This is a genomic window from Pseudomonas sp. S2_H10 (genome assembly GCF_054668285.1).
This window is the reverse complement of record NZ_CP162754.1, coordinates 338434-362058: the sequence shown is the minus strand read 5'-3', so window position 1 is coordinate 362058 and position 23625 is coordinate 338434. Positions and strand designations below refer to the sequence as shown.

General features: G+C 55.1%; 24 protein-coding genes and 3 pseudogenes. 10 read left to right on the top strand and 17 right to left on the bottom strand.

What is annotated here, in order from left to right:
• Positions 1 to 67 precede the first annotated feature (67 nt).
• Positions 68 to 1498: pseudogene (locus AB4O16_RS01570) on the top strand (aldehyde dehydrogenase family protein).
• Positions 1499 to 1769: 271 nt separating this feature from the next.
• Here AB4O16_RS01570 and AB4O16_RS01565 read toward each other — a convergent pair.
• The 5 genes from AB4O16_RS01565 to AB4O16_RS01545 all read right to left on the bottom strand — a co-directional run bounded on the left by AB4O16_RS01565 (position 1770) and on the right by AB4O16_RS01545 (position 7013).
• On the bottom strand, positions 1770 to 3062 hold the full coding sequence (locus AB4O16_RS01565) for an MFS transporter (RefSeq protein WP_248692772.1): 1293 nt from the start codon (positions 3060 to 3062) through the stop codon (positions 1770 to 1772).
• Positions 3063 to 3235: 173 nt separating this feature from the next.
• On the bottom strand, positions 3236 to 3985 hold the full coding sequence (locus tag AB4O16_RS01560) for an SDR family NAD(P)-dependent oxidoreductase (RefSeq protein WP_460156798.1): 750 nt from the start codon (positions 3983 to 3985) through the stop codon (positions 3236 to 3238).
• Between the two features lie 46 nt (positions 3986 to 4031).
• Complete coding sequence (locus AB4O16_RS01555) at positions 4032 to 4781, bottom strand: SDR family NAD(P)-dependent oxidoreductase (RefSeq protein WP_460156797.1); 750 nt, start codon at positions 4779 to 4781, stop codon at positions 4032 to 4034.
• 147 nt (positions 4782 to 4928) lie between these two features.
• On the bottom strand, positions 4929 to 5930 hold the full coding sequence (locus AB4O16_RS01550) for an alpha/beta fold hydrolase (protein ID WP_460156796.1): 1002 nt from the start codon (positions 5928 to 5930) through the stop codon (positions 4929 to 4931).
• Between the two features lie 201 nt (positions 5931 to 6131).
• A complete protein-coding gene (locus AB4O16_RS01545) occupies positions 6132 to 7013 on the bottom strand; it encodes an NmrA family NAD(P)-binding protein (RefSeq protein WP_460156795.1) in 882 nt (293 codons plus the stop codon).
• A gap of 106 nt (positions 7014 to 7119) precedes the next feature.
• Here AB4O16_RS01545 and AB4O16_RS01540 point away from each other — a divergent pair, with 106 nt between their 5' ends.
• Positions 7120 to 7695, top strand: coding sequence for a TetR/AcrR family transcriptional regulator (locus AB4O16_RS01540; RefSeq protein WP_460156794.1), 576 nt, complete (start codon positions 7120 to 7122; stop codon positions 7693 to 7695).
• On the opposite strand, the gene AB4O16_RS01535 is transcribed toward AB4O16_RS01540, so the two are convergent.
• Entirely contained in the window at positions 7692 to 8333 is a 642-nt protein-coding gene (locus AB4O16_RS01535) for a TetR/AcrR family transcriptional regulator (protein WP_460156793.1), read from the bottom strand. The two genes, AB4O16_RS01540 and AB4O16_RS01535, sit on opposite strands and share 4 nt — an antisense overlap.
• Before the next feature lie 79 nt (positions 8334 to 8412).
• On the opposite strand from AB4O16_RS01535, the gene AB4O16_RS01530 reads away from it, so the two are divergent.
• On the top strand, positions 8413 to 9390 hold the full coding sequence (locus AB4O16_RS01530) for a zinc-dependent alcohol dehydrogenase family protein (protein ID WP_460156792.1): 978 nt from the start codon (positions 8413 to 8415) through the stop codon (positions 9388 to 9390).
• A 47-nt stretch (positions 9391 to 9437) separates the two neighbouring features.
• Here the strand turns inward: AB4O16_RS01530 and AB4O16_RS01525 are convergent, their stop codons facing one another.
• Positions 9438 to 10103, bottom strand: coding sequence for a glutathione S-transferase family protein (locus tag AB4O16_RS01525; protein ID WP_460156791.1), 666 nt, complete (start codon positions 10101 to 10103; stop codon positions 9438 to 9440).
• A 148-nt stretch (positions 10104 to 10251) separates the two neighbouring features.
• On the opposite strand from AB4O16_RS01525, the gene AB4O16_RS01520 reads away from it, so the two are divergent.
• Positions 10252 to 11163 carry a LysR family transcriptional regulator gene (locus AB4O16_RS01520; protein ID WP_248692781.1) on the top strand — a complete coding sequence of 304 codons (912 nt, stop codon included), beginning with the start codon at positions 10252 to 10254 and terminating at the stop codon, positions 11161 to 11163.
• Here AB4O16_RS01520 and AB4O16_RS01515 read toward each other — a convergent pair.
• Positions 11160 to 11795, bottom strand: coding sequence for a TetR/AcrR family transcriptional regulator (locus AB4O16_RS01515; protein WP_248692782.1), 636 nt, complete (start codon positions 11793 to 11795; stop codon positions 11160 to 11162). The two genes, AB4O16_RS01520 and AB4O16_RS01515, sit on opposite strands and share 4 nt — an antisense overlap.
• A 111-nt stretch (positions 11796 to 11906) precedes the next feature.
• Here AB4O16_RS01515 and AB4O16_RS01510 point away from each other — a divergent pair, with 111 nt between their 5' ends.
• From AB4O16_RS01510 to AB4O16_RS01500, 3 genes are read left to right on the top strand one after another with little or no spacing between them, the layout of a single operon-like run.
• Positions 11907 to 12509, top strand: a complete 603-nt coding sequence (locus AB4O16_RS01510; RefSeq protein WP_460156790.1) for an NADPH-dependent F420 reductase — start codon at positions 11907 to 11909, stop codon at positions 12507 to 12509.
• 41 nt (positions 12510 to 12550) lie between these two features.
• On the top strand, positions 12551 to 12880 hold the full coding sequence (locus tag AB4O16_RS01505; protein ID WP_248692784.1) for a YciI family protein: 330 nt from the start codon (positions 12551 to 12553) through the stop codon (positions 12878 to 12880).
• 47 nt (positions 12881 to 12927) lie between these two features.
• Positions 12928 to 13257, top strand: coding sequence for a YciI family protein (locus AB4O16_RS01500; protein WP_248692785.1), 330 nt, complete (start codon positions 12928 to 12930; stop codon positions 13255 to 13257).
• Between the two features lie 199 nt (positions 13258 to 13456).
• Here AB4O16_RS01500 and AB4O16_RS01495 read toward each other — a convergent pair whose 3' ends face one another.
• Positions 13457 to 14353, bottom strand: coding sequence for an NAD-dependent epimerase/dehydratase family protein (locus AB4O16_RS01495; RefSeq protein WP_460156789.1), 897 nt, complete (start codon positions 14351 to 14353; stop codon positions 13457 to 13459).
• Positions 14354 to 14491: 138 nt separating this feature from the next.
• On the opposite strand from AB4O16_RS01495, the gene AB4O16_RS01490 reads away from it, so the two are divergent.
• Both AB4O16_RS01490 and AB4O16_RS01485 read left to right on the top strand, forming a co-directional pair.
• The gene (locus tag AB4O16_RS01490) at positions 14492 to 15379 is read left to right on the top strand and encodes a LysR family transcriptional regulator (RefSeq protein WP_248692787.1); all 888 of its coding nucleotides are present in this window, start codon (positions 14492 to 14494) and stop codon (positions 15377 to 15379) included.
• A gap of 337 nt (positions 15380 to 15716) precedes the next feature.
• Positions 15717 to 16331: a glutathione S-transferase family protein gene (locus tag AB4O16_RS01485; protein ID WP_460156788.1), complete on the top strand. Its 615-nt coding sequence runs from the start codon at positions 15717 to 15719 to the stop codon at positions 16329 to 16331.
• Between the two features lie 107 nt (positions 16332 to 16438).
• Here AB4O16_RS01485 and AB4O16_RS01480 read toward each other — a convergent pair whose 3' ends face one another.
• The 8 genes and pseudogenes from AB4O16_RS01480 to AB4O16_RS01445 form a co-directional block, all read right to left on the bottom strand.
• Positions 16439 to 17488, bottom strand: coding sequence for an SDR family oxidoreductase (locus AB4O16_RS01480; protein WP_460156787.1), 1050 nt, complete (start codon positions 17486 to 17488; stop codon positions 16439 to 16441).
• A gap of 334 nt (positions 17489 to 17822) precedes the next feature.
• Positions 17823 to 18066: pseudogene (locus AB4O16_RS01475) on the bottom strand (SAM-dependent methyltransferase); the annotation flags it as partial.
• Positions 18067 to 18213: 147 nt separating this feature from the next.
• Entirely contained in the window at positions 18214 to 19518 is a 1305-nt protein-coding gene (locus AB4O16_RS01470) for an MFS transporter (RefSeq protein ID WP_245706690.1), read from the bottom strand.
• A gap of 601 nt (positions 19519 to 20119) precedes the next feature.
• A pseudogene (locus AB4O16_RS01465) lies at positions 20120 to 20359 on the bottom strand (methyl-accepting chemotaxis protein); the annotation flags it as partial.
• Positions 20316 to 20450 carry a hypothetical protein gene (locus AB4O16_RS01460; RefSeq protein ID WP_256574619.1) on the bottom strand — a complete coding sequence of 45 codons (135 nt, stop codon included), beginning with the start codon at positions 20448 to 20450 and terminating at the stop codon, positions 20316 to 20318. The pseudogene AB4O16_RS01465 and the gene AB4O16_RS01460, both read right to left, overlap by 44 nt.
• Positions 20451 to 20547: 97 nt before the next feature.
• Entirely contained in the window at positions 20548 to 20727 is a 180-nt protein-coding gene (locus tag AB4O16_RS01455; protein WP_139315735.1) for a hypothetical protein, read from the bottom strand.
• A gap of 266 nt (positions 20728 to 20993) precedes the next feature.
• Positions 20994 to 21611, bottom strand: a complete 618-nt coding sequence (locus AB4O16_RS01450) for an isochorismatase family protein (RefSeq protein WP_075944506.1) — start codon at positions 21609 to 21611, stop codon at positions 20994 to 20996.
• 104 nt (positions 21612 to 21715) lie between these two features.
• Positions 21716 to 22564, bottom strand: a complete 849-nt coding sequence (locus tag AB4O16_RS01445; protein WP_075944507.1) for a pirin family protein — start codon at positions 22562 to 22564, stop codon at positions 21716 to 21718.
• A gap of 115 nt (positions 22565 to 22679) precedes the next feature.
• On the opposite strand from AB4O16_RS01445, the gene AB4O16_RS01440 reads away from it, so the two are divergent.
• Entirely contained in the window at positions 22680 to 23606 is a 927-nt protein-coding gene (locus AB4O16_RS01440) for a LysR family transcriptional regulator (RefSeq protein ID WP_178134545.1), read from the top strand.
• Positions 23607 to 23625: the final 19 nt, after the last annotated feature.

Here is a 23625-nt window from a genome sequence, read left to right as displayed (position 1 = left end):
ATGAACCCTTCTTAGACTTGATCACAGAGGCTCGATTCAGGCGAGTCATTTTGAGCGAGGAGTCGCCATGCAACGCATTGAACATATCTACATCAACGGCGAGTTCGTCATTCCACACGGTCAGGAATGGTTCGACCTTCATAACCCGAGCACCGAGAAAGTCATTGGTCAGGTTCGATTGGGCGATGCACTGGACGCTCAGCGTGCCATCGCAGCCGCCAAGGCTGCGTTCCCGGCGTGAGCTCGTACAAGCAGGGAAGAACGAATTTCGGCATTGCAACGCATGCACCAGGCCGTGGCGGCAAAGGAGGAAGAGCTGCTGGAAGCTATCCTCGTGGAATACGGCGCACCTGCGGTTCGCGGGCGTTGGATGGCGACTTATCCGGCTGACGTGATCGCGCAAGCAATCGATGCACTGGAGGCGTTCGATTTCGAGGAGCAGGTCGGCATGGCCAGGGTCATTCTGACGCCCGTGGGCGTGACCGGTCTGATCACACCCTGGAACAGCAATGCGGGCTTCATTTGCAACAAGCTGACCACCGCGCTGGCGGCAGGCTGCACCGCGGTCATCAAGCCCAGCGAGATGAGCGCGTTGCAGACGCAGGTGGTGGTCAGGGCGTTGCACGAAGCGGGGCTGCCGCCGGGTGTATTCAACATCGTCAACGGACGAGGCGATGTGGTAGGCGAGGAAATCGTCCGTCATCCCGACGTTGCCAAGATCTCGTTCACGGGGTCGTCCGCTGTCGGCCAACATCTGGTAAAAACCGGTGCTGACACCATGAAGCGCGTGACGCTTGAACTCGGCGGTAAGTCGCCCACCGTGGTGCTTGACGATGCGGATTTCCAGGCAGTCATGCCGCTGGTGCTGCAAGCCGGATTTCTCAACAGCGGCCAGGCTTGCATCGCGGGCACTCGCATCCTCGTTCCGCGCAGCCGGCTGGCAGAGTTCGAGCGGATTGCGAAGGAGGGTGTCTCACAAATTCAATCGGGCGATCCAGGCAACGCCGACACCGAGATCGGTCCAATGGTGAGCCAGAAACAGTGGGAACGGGTGCAGCGCTACATCCGTATCGGCCAGGAAGAAGGCGCGAGGTTGCTGGCGGGTGGCGAAGGTCGCCCGGAAGGCTTGCACGCCGGATGGTTCGTGAAGCCCACGATCTTCACTGATGCCAACAACCGGATGCGCATCGCGCGTGAGGAAATCTTCGGCCCCGTGCTGACGATCATCCCCTACGAGGATGATGCTGATGCGATCAGCATTGCCAACGATACGGACTATGGACTGAGCGCCCTGGTGCTGGGCAAAAGCTCCCAACATTGTATGAACGTCGCCCGGCAGATCGATTCGGGGCGCGTGCTCATCAACACGCTGGCCCACGAACCACGTGCCCCCTTCGGTGGATTCAAGCATTCAGGCCTTGGGCGCGAAATGGGCAGGTGGGGGATGAGCGCGTATTTGGAGCCGAAGACGTTGATCAGGTATGACCCGTTGAAATGACTGGGTCAGGTCCCTGTCTGGGAGCACTGGATGGGGATGGGCAGTTAGCGTCCGCTAATGGCCGTTTTCTGCCAGTCGAGAGAGGCCGTGAACGACCCATGGTGGTCGCCTCGAAAGCCTCTGAGGTTCTGCGACAGTGCATTGATCTGAAACCCGAAGGCACGAGAATCGCAAGTGATTACGGCCCGCCGAACTCGGTTGGGTCGAGTGGCACGGTGGTTGCCAGCTCAGCAAAGGCATTCGCTGAGCTGGCATCCTCCTCTAGGGAATCTCAAGCGACAGCGAATTCAGATGCAGGCTTCTTGTGCCTGATGGTCATGATCATTGCCGCAGCAAAAAAGCACAGCACACCCGCTGTGAAAAACGCTGGCAGATAGCTGAGTAGATTTACTCGGGACCATCCTGCCCCGTAAGCAGCTACCGCAGCACCAATCTGGTGGCCTGCGAATACCCATCCAAACACCAAGCCTGCACGCTCTGGCCCGAACTTGTTGACGGCGAGGCGAACTGTGGGTGGGACGGTTGCGATCCAGTCGAGTCCGTAAAACATCGCGAAGGCCGACAACCCGAAGATCGTGAAGTCTGAATACGGTAGTGCGATCAGCGAAAGGCCGCGCAGTCCGTAGTACCAAAACAGCAGGTGCCGGCTGTCGTAACGGTCTGAGAGCCATCCCGACAGAACGGTGCCGATCAGGTCGAAAACGCCCATGGCTGCAAGCAGACCCGAGGCTTGAATCTGATTGATACCGAAGTCGCCGCACAATGGAATCAGGTGCACCTGAACCAAACCAGCGGTACTGGCGCCACAGATAAAAAAGGTGGTGAACAAAATCCAGAACACACGCGTTTTGGATGCATCGCGCAGCGTATGCAGAGTCGCCATGAACACTGACTCACCACTTGCGACTGGCGCGACGATTGGATCAGTGCTCGTGTTGCCGTAAGGGCGCAGACCTAGATCGCTCGGGCGGTCACGCATGAACATAAGAACTGCGAACGCAGCCAAGGCAAGCAGCGCAGAGAGCACAACGAGCGCCCAACGCCAGCCGTAATGTTCGGTGATGCTTGCGAGCAGTGGCATGAAAACAAGCTGGCCTGTGGCGTTACTCGCGGTCAATACACCAATCACTATACCCCTACGGTGTTCGAACCAGCGGGACGCAACGACAGCACCCAGTACCAGGGCGGTCATGCCGGCGCCCACGCCAACACCGACTCCCCATAACGCCACTAACTGCCAGACTTTCGTCATTTTGAGTGACACGAGGAGGCAGATCATGATCAAGATGATTGCTGCGACTGTGACATTGCGCGGTCCGTATTTGCTCATCAATGCAGCAGCAAACGGAGCCGTCAGACCGAACAAGACAAATCGAATCGATAGTGCTGATGAGATCTGCGTGGTGTTCCAACCAAATTCCATCTGCATGGGTACGATGAAAATGCCAGGCGCACCTACCGCCGCGGCACTTACCAAGGCAGCCAAAAATGTCACGGCGACCATGGCCCAGGCATAGTGGGATCCTCGTCGGGTGAGGAGATTGGAGAGCCATTCTGAAAGCATAGGGACCTCTGGATTTTGCCACCTGGAGATTAGAAAAAAGGACAGCCAGGTGGCTCATTCAGCCATCCGCCGCTCCGTCGCGTATGCGAGCAAATGCCTGTCACTGCCTTGGCACGCCTTCCACTTTTCTAAAGTAAATATTTCGCTACCGCACAGTGGGGATGGCCGATGCACTAGATCTGGGTGAAGCCGCCATCCACGTACATTTCAGAGCCCGTGGTGAAACTACTGTCGTCGCTAAGAAGAAAAACGGCTGCTTTAGCGATTTCTTCAGAACGGGCCAGTCGACCGAGGGGGATGTTCGATGCCATCCGATTCTTGATCTGAGCGGTCTGCTCGGCCGGAACACCCGGTGAATTGAATGCGGCAGTATCAGTAGGGCCGGGACTGATCGCGTTGACGCGGATGGCGCGCGATTTGAGGTCATTTGCCCACGACCGTGCAAATGATCGAATCGCCGCCTTTGACGCGGCATAGAGGCTTCTGGACGGGTTGCCCTTTGACGCAGCGACGGATGCCATCAGGAGAATGGAAGCGCCATCTGACAACAACGGCAAGGCGCTCTGGACGGTGAGCAAGGTGCCGCGAACATTCACATCAAAGATGCGGTTGTACTGCTCGATCTCAATCGCACCCAACGGTGCACTGGCTTGAATGGCCGCATTGGCAAACACCATGTCCAGCCGACCTTTCTCTTCGGCGATGACCCGAAACAACCGATCAAGATCTTCAAGGTTACCGATGTCACCTTGGACACCTGTGACATTGCTACCGATCAAGCGGACTGCCTCGTCCAGATTAGCCTGACGACGACCCGTGATGAATACGTGCGCGCCTTCTTCCACCAGCAAGCGTGCTGTCGCCAGACCAATGCCGGAACTGCCACCGGTGACGAGTGCAATTTTCCCTTCAAGTTTTTTCATGCTGCATTCCCTAAAAATTTGAGCCTGGCAATCGCCGCGGTGGCGACTAAATGTTGTAACCGCCATCGGCATCGATGATCGTGCCGGTGATGTAAGACGCGGCAGGGCTGGCAAGAAAGAGGATCGGTGCGACGACTTCTTCCAGTCGGCCAAATCGAGGGAAGCACAAGCGCTCGACCAAGGGTGCCAGAGCATCCCGCAGATGCGCGTTGAGGTCGGTTTTCATGAACCCGGCGTGTACGACGTTGACGGTGATGTTGCGCTCGGCCAGGTCTCGGGCGACGCCTCTGGAATAGCCATCGATGGCTGCACGCAATGCCGCGAGATCGGCGATACCCGACATGCCAGGTCGGTTGCCCAGGTTAGAACCGATCATCACGATTCGGCCCTGTTCGCTGAGTACTTTGGACGCCGCGCGCACAGTGGCCATGAACCCCGAAAGCGTAACGGCCCAGAAGCGATCGAACGCTTCGGCATCGCGGGCGGGATCGTCGACTCTGCCCAACTGATCGATCGAGGCGTTGTTGATGAGGATGTCGATACGGCCGAATTTGGCCATGACCCGATCAATGAGCGATTGCGCGGCGTCGACATCTGCCTGATCCGCTTGAAATGCTTCGCCTCGCACGCCTTGAGCAGTCACGTACTCAATCACGTTTTGTGCCTGCTCTTCGGCGAACACGTAGCTGATGGCGACGTCTGCGCCTTGCTCGGCGAGGGCTTTTGCGGTCGCTGCGCCTAAGCCGCGCGACCCGCCAGTTACCAAGGCGACTTTGCCGGTGAATAATTTTGTCATGCTGAATCCCATAATGGCTGAAGACATTCGTTGATGAGTCTTGAGCCAAAAGTAACCGGGAGAAGGGCAGGCGATAATTGCCCGAGCCACGATAAAACCTATCGATAGGCGGAATAAATCAGCATGACGTGAACACGGCCGGTCAGGTCAGGCCAGCATGTGCCTGGCGACCTCGTCGGGCAGATCGAACTGTGGCCAATGCTCTGCATCGAGTGTCGTCAGCGTCGAGTGGGGATAATGGGCAGCGATATCCTTGGCGACGGCAGTATTAAGGTATTTGTCCAAACCACCCCAGATCAGTTTGACCGGTTTATTGAATTTACCCAGCTCTGGCAGGCGCCGATCATTGTGCGCAAGGTTGGCGTAAGCGTTTCCAGTCATGGCCAAAAAGGCGGGCATGGCACTCGGCTGCTGAGTGAAGTTGTGCGCAATGATAGGTTGCAGCACGGTTTCGAAGCGGGTCCTCATTGGCGGCGTCATGTTGGCCAGTAGCAAGCCCTGCTGGAAGTTGAAGAGGTAGGCCGCCTGCTTGGGGTCCGTCATCATGGCGTGGGCCAACAGTTTGGTTTTCGGGTTGCAGCACAGCTCAATGAAGTCGGGAAACGCCAGTACTGAAGCGTTTGCATAATAACAATTGAGCAGAACCAGAGAGTTCACGCGATCCTGATTATCCAGTGCGAAGTTGACCGCTGCCGGACCACCTGCGTCGTGCCCGACTGGAATGATCGACTGCAACTTCAGATCATCGACGACAGCCTCGAAGTCAACCAGTTGCTGTTCAAAGTCATACCGGAAGTCCGTTGGCTTGTCGGACGCACCGAAGCCAAGAAAATCGAAAGCAATGACGCGTCGACCTGCGGCGCTCAGGCGGGGGGCCAGATCTTCGTAGATACGGCAGTTATCGGGAAAGCCGTGCAGCAGGACAAATGCAGGTTCTTTGCCGGGATAGTCACGAACGTAGATTCGGTGGCCGTCCCTCAGCACGAATTTTTCAGTGAAGCCTGTTGCGGGTTTTGGGGAACTGGGCGAAGACTCAGCCATGGTTGCCCAGGCTGAGCCCTGACTGATAGTCGCTATCCCGGCGGCAAGAAGCATGGAGTGCTTGAGCACATCACGACGCGACAACTCACTGGGTTTGAGACTATTCATTTTTTACTCCCGTTCTGCCCGTGCAAGTCAGCCACTGTGCTGCGGATTTCCAGTTCTATGGATTTGCAGCAGCACTTTGCGAATTGCTCAGGAACCGATGACGAGCAATGCCCATAGTGATTTATTGAAGGCGATCACTATGAATGTGTCAAGGCAGCGCGTCGTCATCGGGTCCCAGAACACAGCCTCATCCCACCAGCATCACGCCTGGAACAAGTCTTTGTGCAACGTGACGAACGCTTGCACAGTCATCGGTGCTTCTCCGGTTACGTCACGAATAATCGTGTCCTCGCCTTCAAACACACCATGCTGGTAATCCAAGGCGACTTCACCCAAGTGTTGAACGACGAAAGCAGGCAAGCCGGCTTCAAGCAGTTCGTCTTTGTATTCTTCGAGGCTGATGGGCCGGTAGGTGATTTTGCGCCCGAGCACCTCGCCGATAGCGTCGGCGACACCTTGCTGATTCAACTCGGCAGGGCCGTGCAGCGTATAGGTCTGGCCTGCATGGTGTTGCGGATTTTCGAGAATGGCGGCAATCAGACGCGCCTGATCCTCGGCGGCAATGGGGGCATGGCGACCCTCACCAAACGGCAAGCGGATCTCGCCTTTTTCCAGGATGTGCGAGCGGAAATGCGGGTAGATCAGCCACTGTGCAAAGTAGGTTGGACGCAGGTGGGTCATGGCCAGTCCTGACCAGTCGAAGACGCGTTCTGCCGTCCAGTGATCGAGCGCTGCATTGCTCTTGGCTTCGCGTCGTGCGGAGATCTGCGACATGTTGACGACAGCTTCGACGCCAGCTTCTTTCGCTGCCTGGGCGAACCGTGCGGTCGCGTCAATCAGACCTGGGGTAATCGGGTATACGAAGTAAGCGGTGCGAATACCTTCGAGCGCGCTGCGCACGGCATTGAGGTCCAGCAGATCACCGAGCACGACTTCGGCGCCCATGGCGCGAAGCTCTGCGGAGCGCTCATCTTCCTTATGCACCAGAGCCCTGACCGGCATACCTTTGGCGGTGAGGATTTCGACAGTTTTACGACCGGTGTACCCAGTAGCGCCTGTTACGAGAATGGTGACTTGCGTCATGTTGGTAGCCTCAAGTTGTGGTGCAGAAGGTTAAATATTACGCTCGTCATAAATATAGATGTTAAGTAACATCTAAGTCAAACGCCATTGATCAGGATTTTCGAGCATGCGCAAGTCACGGCAGGAAACCAGCGAAACCCGGCAGCGAATCGTTGAGGCTGCCAGCGTCGAGTTTCGCAAGAACGGTATTGGCGGGACGGGTCTCTCTGGCTTGATGACGGCGGCGGGTCTGACGCACGGCGGTTTTTACCGCCACTTCCAATCCAAGGATCAGGTGGTGGCAGAGGCGTGTGGCGCAGCGATTGGCGGGTTGGTATCAGAGCTGGAGGAGGTCGCTGACAACGGAGGATTTGATGCGATCGTGGGTCATTACCTGTCGGCTCATCATCGGGACGCGCTTGAGCAAAGTTGTCCCTACGCGGCGCTGGGAAGTGAGCTGGTGCGAAGCAATGACCAGGTAAGAGCAATCGCGACCCAGGGTCTGGAAAGGGTCATCGGTGTGTTGGCTGCCCAATCCAAATCCGGGAACAGCGAGTCAGAACGTGCTCGAGCGCTCGTTGCGATGTGCACAATGATGGGGGCGCTGACCTTGTCGAGAATGGCTTCGCACCCAGCGCTGTCAGCTGAAATTCTCGAGACCGCGGTCATCCATCTGTCCCGATCCGAGCGGCCGGATGCCTAGGAGCCTGCCGAGTTGGCGATCGCTTTGAGATTCTGTCGGGTTGCCGCAATGATCTCATCGGCAAGCTCAGGGTTCGTGGTTTTGGTCGCCCGCGCCATGGCGACACTGCCGACCATACTGCACATGAAAAACAACGCTTCGCGACGTGCGGTTTCATCCGCGAAATCCCCGGCAAGTATTTCCTGGAGGATGGCGACCATGTTCTCGAAACCTTGGGTGAAGGTGCTTTTGACGGCGTCGTCCTGACTCTTGATTTCGCAGGTGTACGCAGCCATGGGACAACCTTCTGCGACGGCCTCAACGTGCTCGGGGGAAACATAGGCGTCAATCAGCGTTTCCATGTCATTCTCAGCCGACCCCATCATGGCGCGCCATGAATCGCGACCGTTGGCCATCGCCTGGCGGCACGCTGCCTCCACCAGCAGGTTCTTGGATTTGAAATGACCGTAAAAACCACCTTGGGTCAGTCCCGCCTCTTCGCTGATCTGCGCAACGCCGGTGGCGGCGAAGCCCTGCTTCTGGAACAGGCTGAAAGCCGCGGCGATGAGCGCTTCCCGGTTATAGGCGTTTTGCTCTTTTGAAACCTTCACGCATTCACTCCCGCACGACACTTGTCCATTTATTGTGATCGCCTTCAATAGGATGGATAATTTTGAGGGCGATCACTATGATAGGTGTGCGGCATGGACATTTAAACCCCTCAGCCAGGTACTCAGCATGAAAGCGATCCAGATCAACGCATACGGCGATCCCCTTGAAGGTCTTGAACTGGTGGACATCGCAGAGCCGCCGCCACCTGGGCGCGGGGAGGTGTTGATCGGTGTTGAGTTCGCCCCGGTCAACCACAACGATTTGCTGTTGTTCGGCGGTAACTTTCCGGTCCATCCGCCGCTGCCGAGTGTGGTCGGCAATGAAGGCGTGGGGATCGTTTTAGGTGTCGGGGCGGGCGTAGATAACGTGAAGGTCGGGGACCGCGTAACGCCGCCGCTCTACGGTTTTACCTGGCGCGAGCGGATGGTCATTCCCGCCGCAGATCTCTTCGCTTTACCCATGGACGCGGATATTCAGCAGCTCGCCATGTTGCGCATCAATCCGCCCACAGCGGCACTGCTGCTGAGTGAATTCGTTGATCTGAAACCCGGCGATTGGGTGGTGCAAAATTGCGCGAGCTCCGGCGTGGGCAGGGCGGTAATAGCCATCGCCAAGGGGCGCGGGTTGCGCACGGTCAATTTTGTGCGGCGACAGGAGCAAGTCGCTGAAATTGAGGCAGCGGGTGGCGACATCGTATTGGTGGATGAAAATGATGCGACTGAGCGCGTGCAAGAGATGGTCGGTGACGGTGCTGTGCGCTTGGCGCTCTGCGGCATCAGCGGAGTGGCGACTGCGCGATTGGTCAGCGCGTTATCGTCCGGGGGATCGTTGGTCAACTACGCACAAATGAGCGGTGACATGTCTGCACCGGGGGATCTCAGGCCGCTCATGAGAAAGAGCATTACGCTGCACAACTTTTATCAAAACAAACCTGCGTTCAGAGTGAAAGTGCCCGAGATATTGCGTGAAGCAGTCGAGCTGATCAGATCCGGAAGTCTGCAAGTTCCGGTGGCGAAGGTGTACCCGCTGGCCGCGTTCAAGGACGCCATCGTCCACACTCAAAAAGGCGGCAAGGTGTTGTTGGAGATCAACGGGGCTCGCTGACAGTTGGTTAAGGAGGCGCCGATGCTTAGCGCCCCCGCGCAGTCAGATCAGAACGTGATCCCGAACGCGGTAAACGCGCGGTCCATGCGGTCATCCAGCAGCTCTTTGGTTTCTTTCCAGGCCGGAACTTCATCCAGCAGGCGTTGCTGCCAGGCCATGATGTTCGGGAATTCATCGTACGGCGTTTTGGTTCTGGCCATTTGCGAGAACGGTGCTGCGATATCGAAGTCCGCCAGCGTCACTTGATCACCGACGATGAATTTTTTGCCTTCGAGGTGTTTGTCGAGCATGGCGGCGTTGCTGCGGATGTTTGTGAAGATGAACTCGACCAGGGTCGGGTCCTCCGCCACACCCATCACGCGCTTGCCGATGCGTTCGTTGAACAGGTAGGACGAAAATACGCGCCAGTGTTCAGCGGACCAGAACATCCACTGCAAGGTTTCATACCGGTCGGTGCCTTTGGGCAACAGCGGCGAGTCGAATTTCTCCGCCAAGTAGAGGTTGATGGCCGAGGCTTCAGAGATGACGACATCGCCATCGACCAATACCGGTACACGACCGACCGGACTGATCGCCAGGAATTCTGGCGCTTGGCTTTCGCCTTTCAACAAGTCGACCGGGATATGTTCGAACTCAATGCCCATGTGTTTTGCAGCGGTCCATACGCGGCGAAAACTGCCGGAACCACTATCGCCGTAGATGTTGATGGTCATGACTGACTCCATAGAACTGAATGTGTTGAGCGTTGCGCAGGGCCAGACTAATAGAGCGGTTCAACAGTGATAATTGGTTGGTCGACGATAAAATTTATCGTCGACCGGAATAAATGCAGGCCGGGTATGACAACGGTAGAGGGGCGGTGTGGACAGATTTACGGCGTTAGAAATTTTCGTGAGGGTTGTCGAGATCGGTAGCTTTTCGCGCACGGCGATTGCGCTGTCAATCAGTCAATCCACGGTCAGCAAGCAGATCACTGATCTTGAGAAACAGCTCCAGGCCAAGCTGTTTTCGCGCACTACCCGGCGTTTGTTCTTAACCGAAGCGGGCGAGCTGTTTTATGAGCAAGCCAAGTCAATACTTGAGCAGTACGCCATGGCCCTGGGCGATGTGCTCAACACCCGCCAGACGCCATCGGGTACGCTAAAGATTGCCACGCCGATTCTGTTAGGGCGAAAACAGTTGACCCCTTTGCTCCCTCGTTTTTTTGAGCGATACCCCGACATCAAACTGGAGCATTTGCTGAGTGATTCAGCCACGGACCTGATTCGCGACGGCATCGATTTGTCCATCCGGGTGGGCGAGATGAAGGACAGTTCGCACCAGGCCCGAAAACTGGGAGCCTTGCAACCCGTTACCGTCGCCTCGCCCGCCTTTCTTCAGAAATACCCGGCGATTGTTCATCCTCGCGACCTGGCTACAGTTCCGTGCCTGATCTACTTACGCAGTCCAACGCCTTCGGAGTGGGCGTTCAGCGGGTTCAACGGTGAACGGCTGACGGTCGAAGTCAACGGGCCCTACCGGGTGGACGTATTTGAAGCGTTATGCGAAGCCGCGATTGCGGGGGTAGGGGTATTGAGAGCCCCGTTGTCGGCTTGCGGTGACGATCTTGAGGCGGGCAGATTGGTGAGAGTGCTGATGGATTACGACGCCGCATTCATTCCCGTCTACGCGGTCATGCCGGCTTCCACCTGGATCCCGCAAAAAACTCGGGTCATGGTGGATTTCCTGGTGGAGGAATTCCAGCGCAATCCGTGGCTCAGGGGGCCGGACTAACGCGCTGATCCGGCGGGAAAAGCCTGCATGGCGACTTGAACAATTTCCATGAGTTGCTCGGAAGTGGCACCGTCTCTCGCCTGCACGGCCAAACCTCTGGCCACTACGTTGAAATAGCCGGCCAGTGCTTTGACGTCGGTATTGGCGGGGAGGTCGCCTTCTTCGACGCCGCGCTGAATTCTCGCCTCCATCATCTGCCGCGCCATGGCTCTGTGCTGCGTCATCATCTCGCGAACTGAATGCAGCGCCGCAGGCACGTGCACGCAGGCCACGGAAATCATGCAGCCGGAGGGCAAGTCGTCGCGGGTGAACTCGGTCGCGGTCGCCTCCATCAATCGTTTGAACGCGGTCCGGGTATCCGTCGGGTCGCTTAAAATTCCGATGAACCACTCACCTGAAGCTTCAAGATAGGCGTTTGTCGCCTCCGCATACAGTTGCTCTTTGCTGCCAAACGAGTTGTAGAAACTGGACGGACTGATCCCCATGGCCGCAACCAGACTTTCGAAAGACGTGCCTTCATAACCCGACTCCCAGAACAATTTCATTGCCTGATGCACAGCGGTCGCCCGGTCAAAATTCGAGGGGCGGCCGCGGCTGCGTTTCTTGGCTTCGGATAATTTTGGCTCATTCACTCCAATATTCCTTGACTACGGGATTTCTGTCGCCATAGTATTGCATGTCGGAGCAATCACTCCAAAAACATTTATTCCCCGGTTCAACCCATTGATAACGAGGCGACCTGTATGAAAATTGGGATGTTGGGCTCAGGCACTGTGGCGTTATCCGTTGCCCGGCACGCTATTGAACAGGGTCATGAGGTCCTGCTTAGCAACCGCAGCGGCGCGAGCAAATTGGCCGACGCACTTTCCAAGTTGGGACCTAAGGTATCCGTGGTCAGCATCGCGCAAGCCGCCGCTGCGCCGGTGGTCTTGCTGGCGACGCCTTGGACGACCATCGAGACAGTGCTCAGCGGATTGCCAGCATGGAACAACCGAATCCTGATCGACGCCACAAACCCGTTCTTGGAGACCACGCCAAAGTGGGTGTTTGACGATCTTGGGGAGCGTGGCGCGAGTGAAATTGTTGCTGAGCTGGCGCCGGGTGCGCGGGTAGTCAAGGCGTTCAACAATCTTGAAATGACCAACTTCAATGCCGGCCCCGTGCACAACCAAGGCCGAAGGGTGCTGTTCGTATCTGGCGATGACAGCGAAGCCAAGGCTTTCGTGACCGAGTTCATTCAAAAAATTGGCTTTCGCACCGTCGATCTCGGTGGACTCAAGGACGGAGGAAAAATGCAACAGGCTGGCGGCCCTCTGGCGGGGCATGACTTCCTGCTTTCTCAATAAGCGTTCTTTTAAAACAAACTATTCTTCTGGAGTACATAACCATGATTGACGAAAACGGCCCGCACTATTTTGTCGCCTTTCACACACCTGGCCCGAATTGGGCCCCGGGTGTGAAATACAACGAACAACCCGAGTTTATGGATCATGTGAACTACATGATCGAATTGCACCAGAAGGGTCTGATCGTGCTCAGCGGCCCATTCATGGAAAAGGCAGGGGGACTTAATGGCGTGTTGGCAGACGGCGGTATGTCGATTTTCAAAGCCGCAGACTTTGCTGAAGCCATCAAGATCGCCACGGACGATCCTACGGTGAAGTCGGGCCTTCTGAACGTCGACGTGAAGATGATGTGGGTACCGTTCCATACCTGATCGGCTGGAACTGCACTCGATTCCACTTTCCTCTGGAGTACCAAACCATGATTGACGAAAACGGCCCACACTATTTTGTCGCCTTCCAAACGCCGGGCCCGAACTGGGTGCAGGGCGTGAAATACAACGAGCAGCCTGGGTTCATGGATCATGTTGGCTACATGATCGAAATGCAGGAGAAAGGCCTGACCGTGCTCAGCGGTCCGTTCATGGAAAAAGCCGGGGGCCTCAACGGTGTGCTGGCAGACGGCGGCATGACCATCTTCAAGGCTGCTGACCTCGAAGAAGCCATCAGGATTGGCACTGATGATCCAACGGTCAAATCTGGATTGTTGAATGTTGAAGTGAAAATGATGTGGGTGCCGTTCCATACCTGATACGCCAAGGAAGACTCATAGGGTCTTCTTTGGGTGGAGTCTTCATCCTTTGAGCGGTGCCTTACAGCCCGCTCTTTTTCAGGAACGGCGGGCCAGCCACTGATGATTGACTGCAGGAACAGTTCAGATATGGGACCCGTCCGCCAGAAAATCGCACTGCACGCGGACGTAATCTCAATGAACGACAAAAAACTGCCTGTCAGAGCCCTTGTTCAACTGCTTGCTCAAGCGACGGACCACTGGGTCGCCAATTCAACAGCTTGCGTGCGTTGATGGCGCGTACACGTGCGTTTGTTGCCAGGGCAATTCGAGCGAAACCACCTAGTTCAGACATCGCCTCATTAATGTCCCAACTTAAGGTTCTACCTTCGAAACCGAGCGACTTGCTCACTGCGCGGGCGATTGATTCGAAGGTGCTTTCACCATTCTCAGCATAGAAAAATGCGCCGGATGGCGCGCGGTCCAAGGCTGAAAGGTAAAGATCCACAAGGTCGTTTATGTTGACGTTGGACCAGATCGTTTTGCCGCTGCCGATGTAAACGCCGGCACCCAGTTCTTTAGATTTTGCGACGATCTTGGGCAATTGATCGCTCTCGGTTTTCATGCCCAGGCCGTTGCCGTAAACCGTCGACGGGCTGATTACAAAAGCGCGCAGGCCCTGGTTGACGCCGGCAGTCCTGACCATTCGATCGATTTCGATTCGAGGGACGCGGTGCAGCATGGGTATGAAAGGCTGATCATCTGCGTAAATGGCCTGACTGGGTTCACCTCCCATCGCGTCGTCACAGACGGTACTGGCTCCGCTGGTATGGATGAGAGTTTTTCCGGTACCGGCCAACGCAGTGATCAGCGCTCGAATGGAGAAGTAATGATCTGAGTTCGCAGCATTAATAGTGGCGTCGGCAGCGCGCGCGACCTCTTGTAGCAAATCGGCGTCATCGAGCGTTCCGATCTGCGCAGCAACACCTCGCGTCTCCAACCATTGAGCTTGTTCAGGCGTCCTTACCAAACCTATAACCTCATGTCCGTTTTCTACCAAGCGGTGGCTGATGGAACCACCCAGGTAACCCGATGCTCCGGTGACAAATACTTTCATCTTCAATCCTCTGTGGTGACGGTCCAAATCACTGCGCTCAGGCGTGACAGCGTTGCGCAGCGCGTGTCGAAGAATGGTGCGGTATTCACTATTTGGAGACTATTGGGTGTGTTCGAATATCACCTATCCGAGATCAAAATGAGCGATCGCTTTCAAGAGCTAATGGTATTCGTGAGAGCGGCTGAGACAGCCAGCTTCTCAGCGGCAGGTCGAGAGCTTGGGTTATCTCAGCCCTCTGTCTCCCGGATAATTTCTGAACTCGAATCAAGATTGAATACGCGGTTGTTGCTCCGTAGCACCCGCCGCATTGTGCCAACAGAGGCCGGGCAGGCTTTTTTGCAAAAAGCTCGGCAAATTCTGTTTGATCTGGAGGAGGCCGATCATGCCGCGAAGGGGATGGACAGCCTCAAAGGTGTATTGCGAGTAGCGCTGCCCTCCATCCTGGCGGGAAGGATCGTCATCCCCCAGTTGCCGAAATTTTTGGCCATTCATCCTGAGCTGAAACTGGAGCTTCTGACGTTGGACAGAATGCATGATCTAGTAGCTGAAGGCGCTGATATGGCGATCCGTTTTGGCGAATTGGAAGACTCGTCATTTGGTTTCAAGCGACTCGCGATTGAGCACAGGTTGTTGGTTGCCTCGCCGATGTTTTTAGCTGCCACAGGCACTCCTCGACACCCGGCGGATCTGGCGAATTTTCACTGCATTGCAGGCCCCGGCGGATCAGCAAGTCCGGGCTGGAATTTCAGCCGTGATGGCGTATCGACGGTGGTGAAGATGTCACCGCGTATCCGTGTCGCTTCGGCGGAGGCGGCCCTCGCCAGTGCTTGTTCGGGGCTAGGAGTCACGATCGCGTCCGCTTGGATATGCAAGGCAGAGTTGGAATCTGGACAGCTGGTTTCGGTCTTGCCGGACTGGATGCTGGATTCAATTGAGGTCAATGCCGTTTACCCAGCGGGACGGGTGCCTTCGCAAAAAGTCCGGCTGTTCACTGAGTTTCTTTCAGAGGTGATGCTGTCGCTTTGAGTGGCACTTGTTGGGTTGAACTGGAAGTCGCGTAGGTCTTACCGGGTGTTGCTCCTTTGAATCGCGTGAATTCGATATTCCGCTCCCCAACAGAAAAAAGCTTTGCTGAATTTTTTTCATTGAGCTGGTAGATTCCTCTTATTGATAACGATCGCTATCAATGTCGCTCGTAGCGCAACTGTCGGCATCGACACCTGCACCCGGGATGCGGATTAAAGTGTAAATGACTCCGCTACCCACCAGTTCCTGGTTCAGGGTTTGGCCGTCGCCACCGCGTTCTGGTCACGCTACAACGATTGATTCACCGCTTGGACTCTGAACTCTACAAGAGTGTGTTATGAACAATTTGATAGAGCTGTATGGCGCCAACACGGGTAACAGCATCCGGGCCGCAATCGCACTGGAAGAAGCCAGCATTGCCTATACCGCTAGAAAAGTGGACCTATGGGCTCATGAGCAGCGTGATATGCCGTACAAGGCACTCAACCCGGCCGGTAAAGTCCCGACGCTGGTCGACCACACGCTGACGCCCGCGCTGGTCGTTAACCAATCCAACGCAATCATCCAATACGCGCATGCCAAAGCCCCCGGCCGGTTAGCGCCGATGTTGCCTGACCACGAAACTGTCAGAGTTTTTGATCGCTACTTCTTTTTCGTGACTGACGTTATCGCTCCTAGCCACGCGGCATTCTTCTTACGCCAAGCCGGACTGGACGATGCCGCCGTCGTGATAGACAAGCGCGTTATTGAGCAGCTCATTTTTGCAGAAAGTTTTCTGACGGAGGGATTCATGGCTGGAGATTCTTTCTCAATGGCGGATATTTCTGCATTCACCATCGCGTCATCTGTTCGCGACCGTTTGGACTGGAAGAGCCATCCACGACTGGCAGACTGGTTTCGCGCCATCGAAGCCAGGCCAGCCGTCCAGCGAGGCTTGAACGCCTTTCAATAGATAGGCTGAGCAGAAGTTGCTCGGTCGGTAGGTAAGCCGCCAGGACCTCAAGATCCTGGCGTAGTGGTGAAGTGGGGCGAAGCTTCGGTGACTGGGAAACAAGATCATCAGGGCAGAAAACGTTTTGCTCGCAAGCTGGCGATCATTTCGAACAACGCAACTTCGGTGTGCATCGGCTCAGTGAATCCGGCACGGCGAATCTTGCCCATGTCTGAAAGCAGATCCTGTTGAAGGTTGAATACAAAGTCGCCGAACCCCCAGTTCACTAACTGTGCATATGGTATGGGTTGCAAGTCGTGTTTCTCTGCGAGGTTCTGCCAAATATCTGCCTGATCAGCCATGTGTGTGCTCATCGACATCGGTTGTGGCTCATCGATCGGCAGGTGTAGGGCTTCACCCAGCTTCTTCCACAGGTGATTCCAGCGGAACGGTTCACCGACTAAGTTAAAGGCTTCATTGCGCGCACTATCGGCAGTTGCGGCCCATAGGCTTGCGCGTCCAAGCCAGCGGGCATCTGTTAATTGAGCGTAAATGCCACGATAAGTGTGTGGCGAACCGGGGAATTTGAGTGGCACGCCAGCTTCGCGGCACAGTGCCGCGTAAGCACCGATTACCATGGCGATATTGAAAGGATTGCCAGCGATGTCGCCCAATACGGCATCCGGCCGCAGAATTGACCATTCCAACTCGCCGGCGAGCTGGCGTTCACGCAGGACGTCTTCCTGGGCGAAGTAAAAATTCGCCGCCAGATGCCGAGAAGCGTCCTCGTAAAATGGCGTAGGAACCGGCCCGCCCAAGTGACCACCGTAGACCTTTGCTCCTTGGTACAACACCACCCGCTCGACTTTGGCACCGGCGGATTTCAAACCGTCGAGCACATTGCGCAACATCGCCGAATTGGTCTGTGCCTCGATGAGGGCATTGCTGTCGGGCTGATAGGCAGCGAAAAATACATGGGTGATATCGTCGACGTCTGCCAGTGCGGCCAACGTGGCTGCGGCATCAGTAAGGTCGCAGTCGATGGAGTCGACAGCGGGGCTCAAGCTGCGGCGTAGCGCGCGGACAGTCCATTGTGGATCTGCTACCAATGTCTCGACCAAAGCATTACCAATGATGCCGCTGGCTCCAACTACCAATGCATGTAAATGACTGCTCATGCTCGACCCTCTTTGGTTATGGGCGCACAAACACAGCGGGGTGCAATCCGAGTGACTGAAAGGTTATTGCTAGGGTTGAACGACAGCACCATGAGGGATTCCTGGACAGGGTATGAAGGGCATCACGCGATGAGCAGCTATGCTGCGTCATTCATAATTCCTTTGGTATCCACTGGCCACGAACATCAGATATCCGAATATCAAATGAATGACTGCTTTCAGGAATTGACTAGTGATTGTCCCGTCCTTTGGCTTTTAGAGCACATGTTTGACTGACCGCTACTGGCCGATTGCTATCCGTCGCGAAAGGCTGAAAACGGCCAGGAACTGCTACTCAGATCACCATTAAGACTGTTTTACACGTTAACCAAGCACCCCAGAACAGACTGCTGAAAAGCGGGTAGCGTCCCCAAAAACCGCATCATGCAAAAGCTTCTGAACAGCCGCCTCAGAATGTGGAGGGGCAGCGCCTTGAAGAATTTTTCCAAGTTTGACTTTCACTTCATCCGGACTAGCTCCGTGCCGCCGCCAACGTTGCGTATAGACATCGAGGAGACCGGCTGAGTGGCATAGGCATATTAATCAAAAACAATAAGCCAAGTGGATCGACTTATTTTTCCTTTGGGTGGATGCATAAAAGATACCTGAATAAACCCGGATGGTATCCGGGTTTATTTAAGCGTTAATCCGCGTGCAATATGTGGCCACCCTTAAAATATTTCATTTCATGTTGCCTCCTGCCGGTTTGCCGAAACGGGTTCGAGTATGATGTCCTGAGTCACCAACTTTGGCTTTTCGGGCATGAACCATATAACGCATGCCGAGACGAAAAAAAATCCGGCGCAAACCATCAAACCAGCCGCCAAACTGTAGTATGTTGCGATACCGCTTAGCAATAACGGCGCAAGAGCGGCCAAGCCGCGCCCGGCGTTGAAGCAAAACCCGGCGCCCAGCGTTCGAACGTGAGTAGGATACAATTCGCTGAAATATGCACCGAACAAACCCGCGAAGGCGATGAAAAATGCATACAGGGCACCAAGCCAGAGCAGTGTGTTTGCCTGGGAGGCATAAATATAAACTGGTAACATTACCGTGGTGCATACGAGGGAAATGATGATAACTTTTCGCTTTCCAATAATGTCCGCCAAGTATCCGAAGAAATTCAGACCAATAAAGTTGCCAATATTTAGTATGGCCATGAAGGTTGCCATGGAACTCAAACTCAAGCCTCGTTCTTGGACTAGATAGGTAGGTAGCCACGTATTGGCACCCCAGTAGCCGAGCAGGGCAAAACTGGCTGCTGTAGTACCCAGTAGAGTCGATTTTATGAGCGCCGGTGAGAAAATCTCAGTAATCGTAGCGCTTTTTTTGAGGCTAAGATTCTGCGCCTTGGCTGCCTTCCATGCAGGTGTTTCTGGAACCCAGAAATAGATGTAAAGCACAGGAATAACGACCATGCCGCCTGCGTAAACAAACATGGTCCGCCATTCGGGTAGCATGTATTTTGCCGCTAATGACGCCGCGATAGCACCAATGGCAAACGCGCTGATTGCAAGTGACGTCGCTCTGGCCCGTTGATGTGATGGCCAACTTTCAGCGATGTATACTGCGACAATTCCCCACAGGCCGCCCAGCCCAAGTCCGGAAAGAAAGCGCAGACCCATGAATACATAAAGATTTTCAATGCTCGAGAGTATCGCTGTTAATGAACCAAACAGTAGCAAACAGGTAAGCATAGCCTTTCTTCGCCCAAAGGTGTCTGCGTACCAGCCAGCAATAACACTACTTACTCCAATACCTAAAAGAGTGGCGGTTGCCAAGAGTCCCCCTTGGTTAATATTGAGGTCCATGTCCTGCCTGATCACTGGCAGTGAAAGTGAAAGCATTACAATTTCGATCGCATCAAAGAAATATGCTATAAAGCAACCTATCAATACATGCCATTTCGATATTTTATTCATTTTTATTTTCCTATCTGTTTGGATGTGGCGATTGACATATTTATGCATTGGTAGATTGGCAATGGTCAATGTGACACGTTGCCTAATGCAATCAATCATAGAGCCGAGAGTTTTTATTTTGGCGTTGAAGGGATGTGGAACGTTAATGAGTTTTACTTTTTGGGAAGATGAGTTTTCAAATCTAGCGCAAGTGCCATTTTAATGTGAGGTTTGGATGATCGGGCTCTAATAATCTGCGTCAGCGGATCTAGATGTGTGGAATAGTCATATTCAAGCCTTATTTTTAATTATTATGTGCAAAAGTAGATCTGCTTTGAGGACAAACTAGAGGCTAAGGAAGCTGGAAACAAATAATCTGGTTTATGCTTATGAATAAATCTCGTTTATAGGATGAATGCGAAGGTACATGCGGAGACTGCCTCCTTGGTCAATGCGTTATAAAACGGCCACTTAGCGCATTTTCTGAGCCTTGTGGGAGTGCTGACGTCCTTCAGGAGCGGTCACGGAAATTGGTAACTGAATGTGTAATATTTGATGGTGACCCGAAAGGTCGCGGTTTCAAACCAGACAAACGTCACTCCAAGCGTGAGAGGCGAGATTTTAGCTGCCCTTCCATACTCGTCTTCCCAAGATGAGTTGGCTGACTCTCGTTAAACGGGCTGAGCCAATCTCATAACTGAACGTGTTTCAGCCTGGCATTCACACCATTGGCCAAGTCGGCTAGAGCGTCGCTGGCCCTGCAGGTCTTAAAGGAACGCACCGCTGATTGTGCGGATAAGTCGCGGATGCGTACCAAATTGCTGTCCACCTCATGCGCCACTTGCACCTGTTCTTCATAAGCGCTGGCAATCACGGTGTTGCGCTCGTCAATGGCCATCACCGAACTTGCGACCAAGGCTGTAACTGCTGAGCATCAACGCGCTCATTTCGTGGGTGGCCGAGGACAGCTGGTTGGCGGGATCACCCGCATGAATCAGGGTGCCGCGAAGGATTTTCCGCATGCGCTCCATGGATTTCAGCAACAGGGCCGCCCGTCGCTGCCGGTGATGTGGATACGAGAAGGGCGCAGGTCACCGCCGGCGACCGTTTCCGATGCAGTCAGTGTCTGGCTGATGGGCAGGCCAAACTCAGGGTCAATCGCAAGGCCAGCAACAGAGTGGTCCGTTTGGCATTCAGGTAAAACTGCGTGGCTTCGGTGCTGGACTTGATTTTCGACGCGTCGTGAAGTTGTTCAAGCTTTTCCAGTTGATCGATCATGGTCCGAGCGACCTTGTCCATGTCGGCCCACGCCAACTGAAGACCTGCATCGCCTCGGCCGTTTTTGATCAGTTCATGAATCACATCCGCCTGGCTGACGCAGCGTTGGTAAGTGATTTTGAATCCCTCGATCAGCGCCCGTTCCTCCGGCTAGGTCACCAGCAGTAGGTTGTTTCCAGGGCTTTGTTCCGCGAGCAAGCTAGCTCCTGCAGGTTTTATTTTAGCAGGAGCGAGCCGGCTGGCGATGGACTCTAGCGGATGATAGGCCAAACGGTGGCGCCGTTCGCTTAGCCTTTGGCCGCCATGAAACTACCCAGCAGGTTGCCATAGAATGGCAGGTGTAAGCCCATGATCTGGGCCAGTGTTTCGCCGGTGACGTTACGCCAGTCCGCTTGCAACTCGGCGGCTACTGCGACCCATGTCATCGGAACGACACCTGCCTGGACCATGCGGGCGAGGGCGACTTCCTGCACCAGCTTGTTCCAGGTACCCGATGCATCAATCACCGCGTACACGTCATAACCGGCCTTGATCGCCGACAACGCGACGAAGGTGACGCAGACTTCGGTGGAAACGCCCGCCACGATCAGTTTCTTGCGGCCGGTTTTCTCGATAGCCTCGACAAAGGCCGGGTTACCCCACGCATTGATTTCACCCGGGCGGTGAATGATTGGAGCATCGGGCAGCGTCTGGGTGATGATTGGCAGCACCGGACCGTTGGGGCCATCTGCGGCGCTGGTGGTGATGATTGCGGGCAGGTTGAAGGCCTTGGTCAGCTTTGCCAAGGCGGCCACCGCAGTCATGTATTCGGGCAGGCTTTGGTCCTGCACGCCGTTGGACAGGCCGGTCTGGTGATCGACAAACACGACGGCGGCGTTGTCAGCTGACAGACGATCGTAGCTCATGGGGTTTCTCCTGGGTTTTCAGTCGGCTTGCAGCCGGTGATGCGGCCATGGAATCCATGGCCGTTGCGACGATTCGTGGATCGCCGGGATGATTTCAGTGAGGTTCAGAGGGGAGGCAGTTTGCCCATCTTTCCTTCCACGTAGCGGGAGTAGGCGGCCTGGAGTCCGGCCTGATCGTTCATGATGAATGGGCCGTACACCGCCACCGGCTCTTGTGGGTCGAAGCCGGAAAGAATCAGCACATGGGCGTCTTGGTCAGGGACAAGGTGTACATCTTCCGGCTGCGACAGACTTCGGGCGGCAATCGCTTGATGTGCCGTTAATGATCGTTGTTCGCTAAAGGCGCTAAGAGTGAGAGCACCCGACAGCACGTAGATCAGGACGTTTTGCCCGTTGGGTACCGAGTAGGTGAAGCTGGCGCTTAGGGTCACATCCAAGAAAGTAAACGGCTCAACCGGCGCGATGGGCCCTTCGATTTCATTGAAGCACCCCGTCAAAATCCGTACCCGCGCTCCTTGCCCGGTGACCACGGTCGGAACCTGGTCTGCGGATGCATGGATCACGCGCGGCGGCAGATTTTTGTGCGACCGGGACAGGTTGACGAACAGTTGCAGTCCGTGTACTTCCTCGCCGTTGACGGCAGGGTGCTCATCGTGGACCACGCCGTGGGCAGCTTGGGTCCAGACCATGGCGCCGGGCTCGATGACCAAGTCGTGGCCAAGGGAGTCTCGGTTTCGCAGGCCGCCAGTGGAGTCTTCGAAGAGATATGACACGGCGGAAAAACCGGCATGGGGGTGCGGTGCAAAGGTCGGGCCGCTCGCACGGAAATGATCAAATCCCATGATTGGGGCGCTGAACCCCGTCAGTGCGTCCAAATCAAGGCGATGTGCGGAAAATTGAGCACCCAGTTCAGCCTTTTTGGCTTCAGCTATTGGGGAAAACTTGATCGACATCTTTGTCATCCTTCGCACGTATTTATAGCGCTGTTTTCATGCGATGAACTGTAAACTAGGCATTAATCATCGATAAGATGGTCAAATCACCCAAGACTGTTGCAGGGCAGCACCAATGATTGATGACCTCAATGACCTTCAATACTTCGTCCTCGTGGTGCGCCATAAAGGCTTTACCGCTGCCTCAAAAATCTCGGGTGTTGAAAAAACGCGTTTAAGCCGCAGGGTGGCTATCCTCGAGTCGCGTCTGGGTGTACGCCTGCTAAACAGAACTACCCGTCAAATTGCCTTGACTGAGGCAGGCTCGCACTTTTATGCGCAATGCCTGACCGTGGTCGAAGGGGCCAATACGGCGTTCGACAGCATTGCCAACCTGCAAATCGAGCCGGCGGGTATGGTCCGGCTCAGTTGCCCGCAAGTGATGGCGGAGACGTATTTGTCGCCGATTCTGCCGGGCTATCTGTTGATGCATCCCAAGGTACGCCTGGAACTCAATGCAACGGATCGCGAGGTCAACTTGATCGAGGAGGGCTTCGACCTCGCGCTCAGGGCCCGCCCGCAAATCGAAGATTCGGCCGGACTGGTTGCGCGAAAACTCGGCGTGGCTCGGCGTGTGCTGGTGGCCAGCCCTGCATTTATCGCACGTTGTGGCCAGTTGGAGTCGCCAGAAGATCTCAAGCAAGTAGACACACTTTGCCGTCCGGGAGACGTTCAGGATGGTAAGGGGAGATGGTTGCTGGAAAATGGGGGAAGCAGTTGTCTGGCTGCTCACACGCCGCGGTTATTATCGGATGACTTGAGGATGCAACTTGAGGCGTCGATTCATGGTCTCGGTGTAGCGCTCCTTCCAGAACCCATCGCTTCATCAGCTGTTGCACGCAATCAAGTGGAGTTGGTACTTCGTGGCTGGACAGGTGCGGAACATATTATTCACTTGTTGTTTCCAAAGCCGAAGGGAATGCTGCCATCGGTAAGGAGCTTGATTGACTACCTTTCCATCCATTTGCCCGCGAGCATTCAAGAACACAGCGTCGTTATCTGAGTTGAATATTATTCAATGA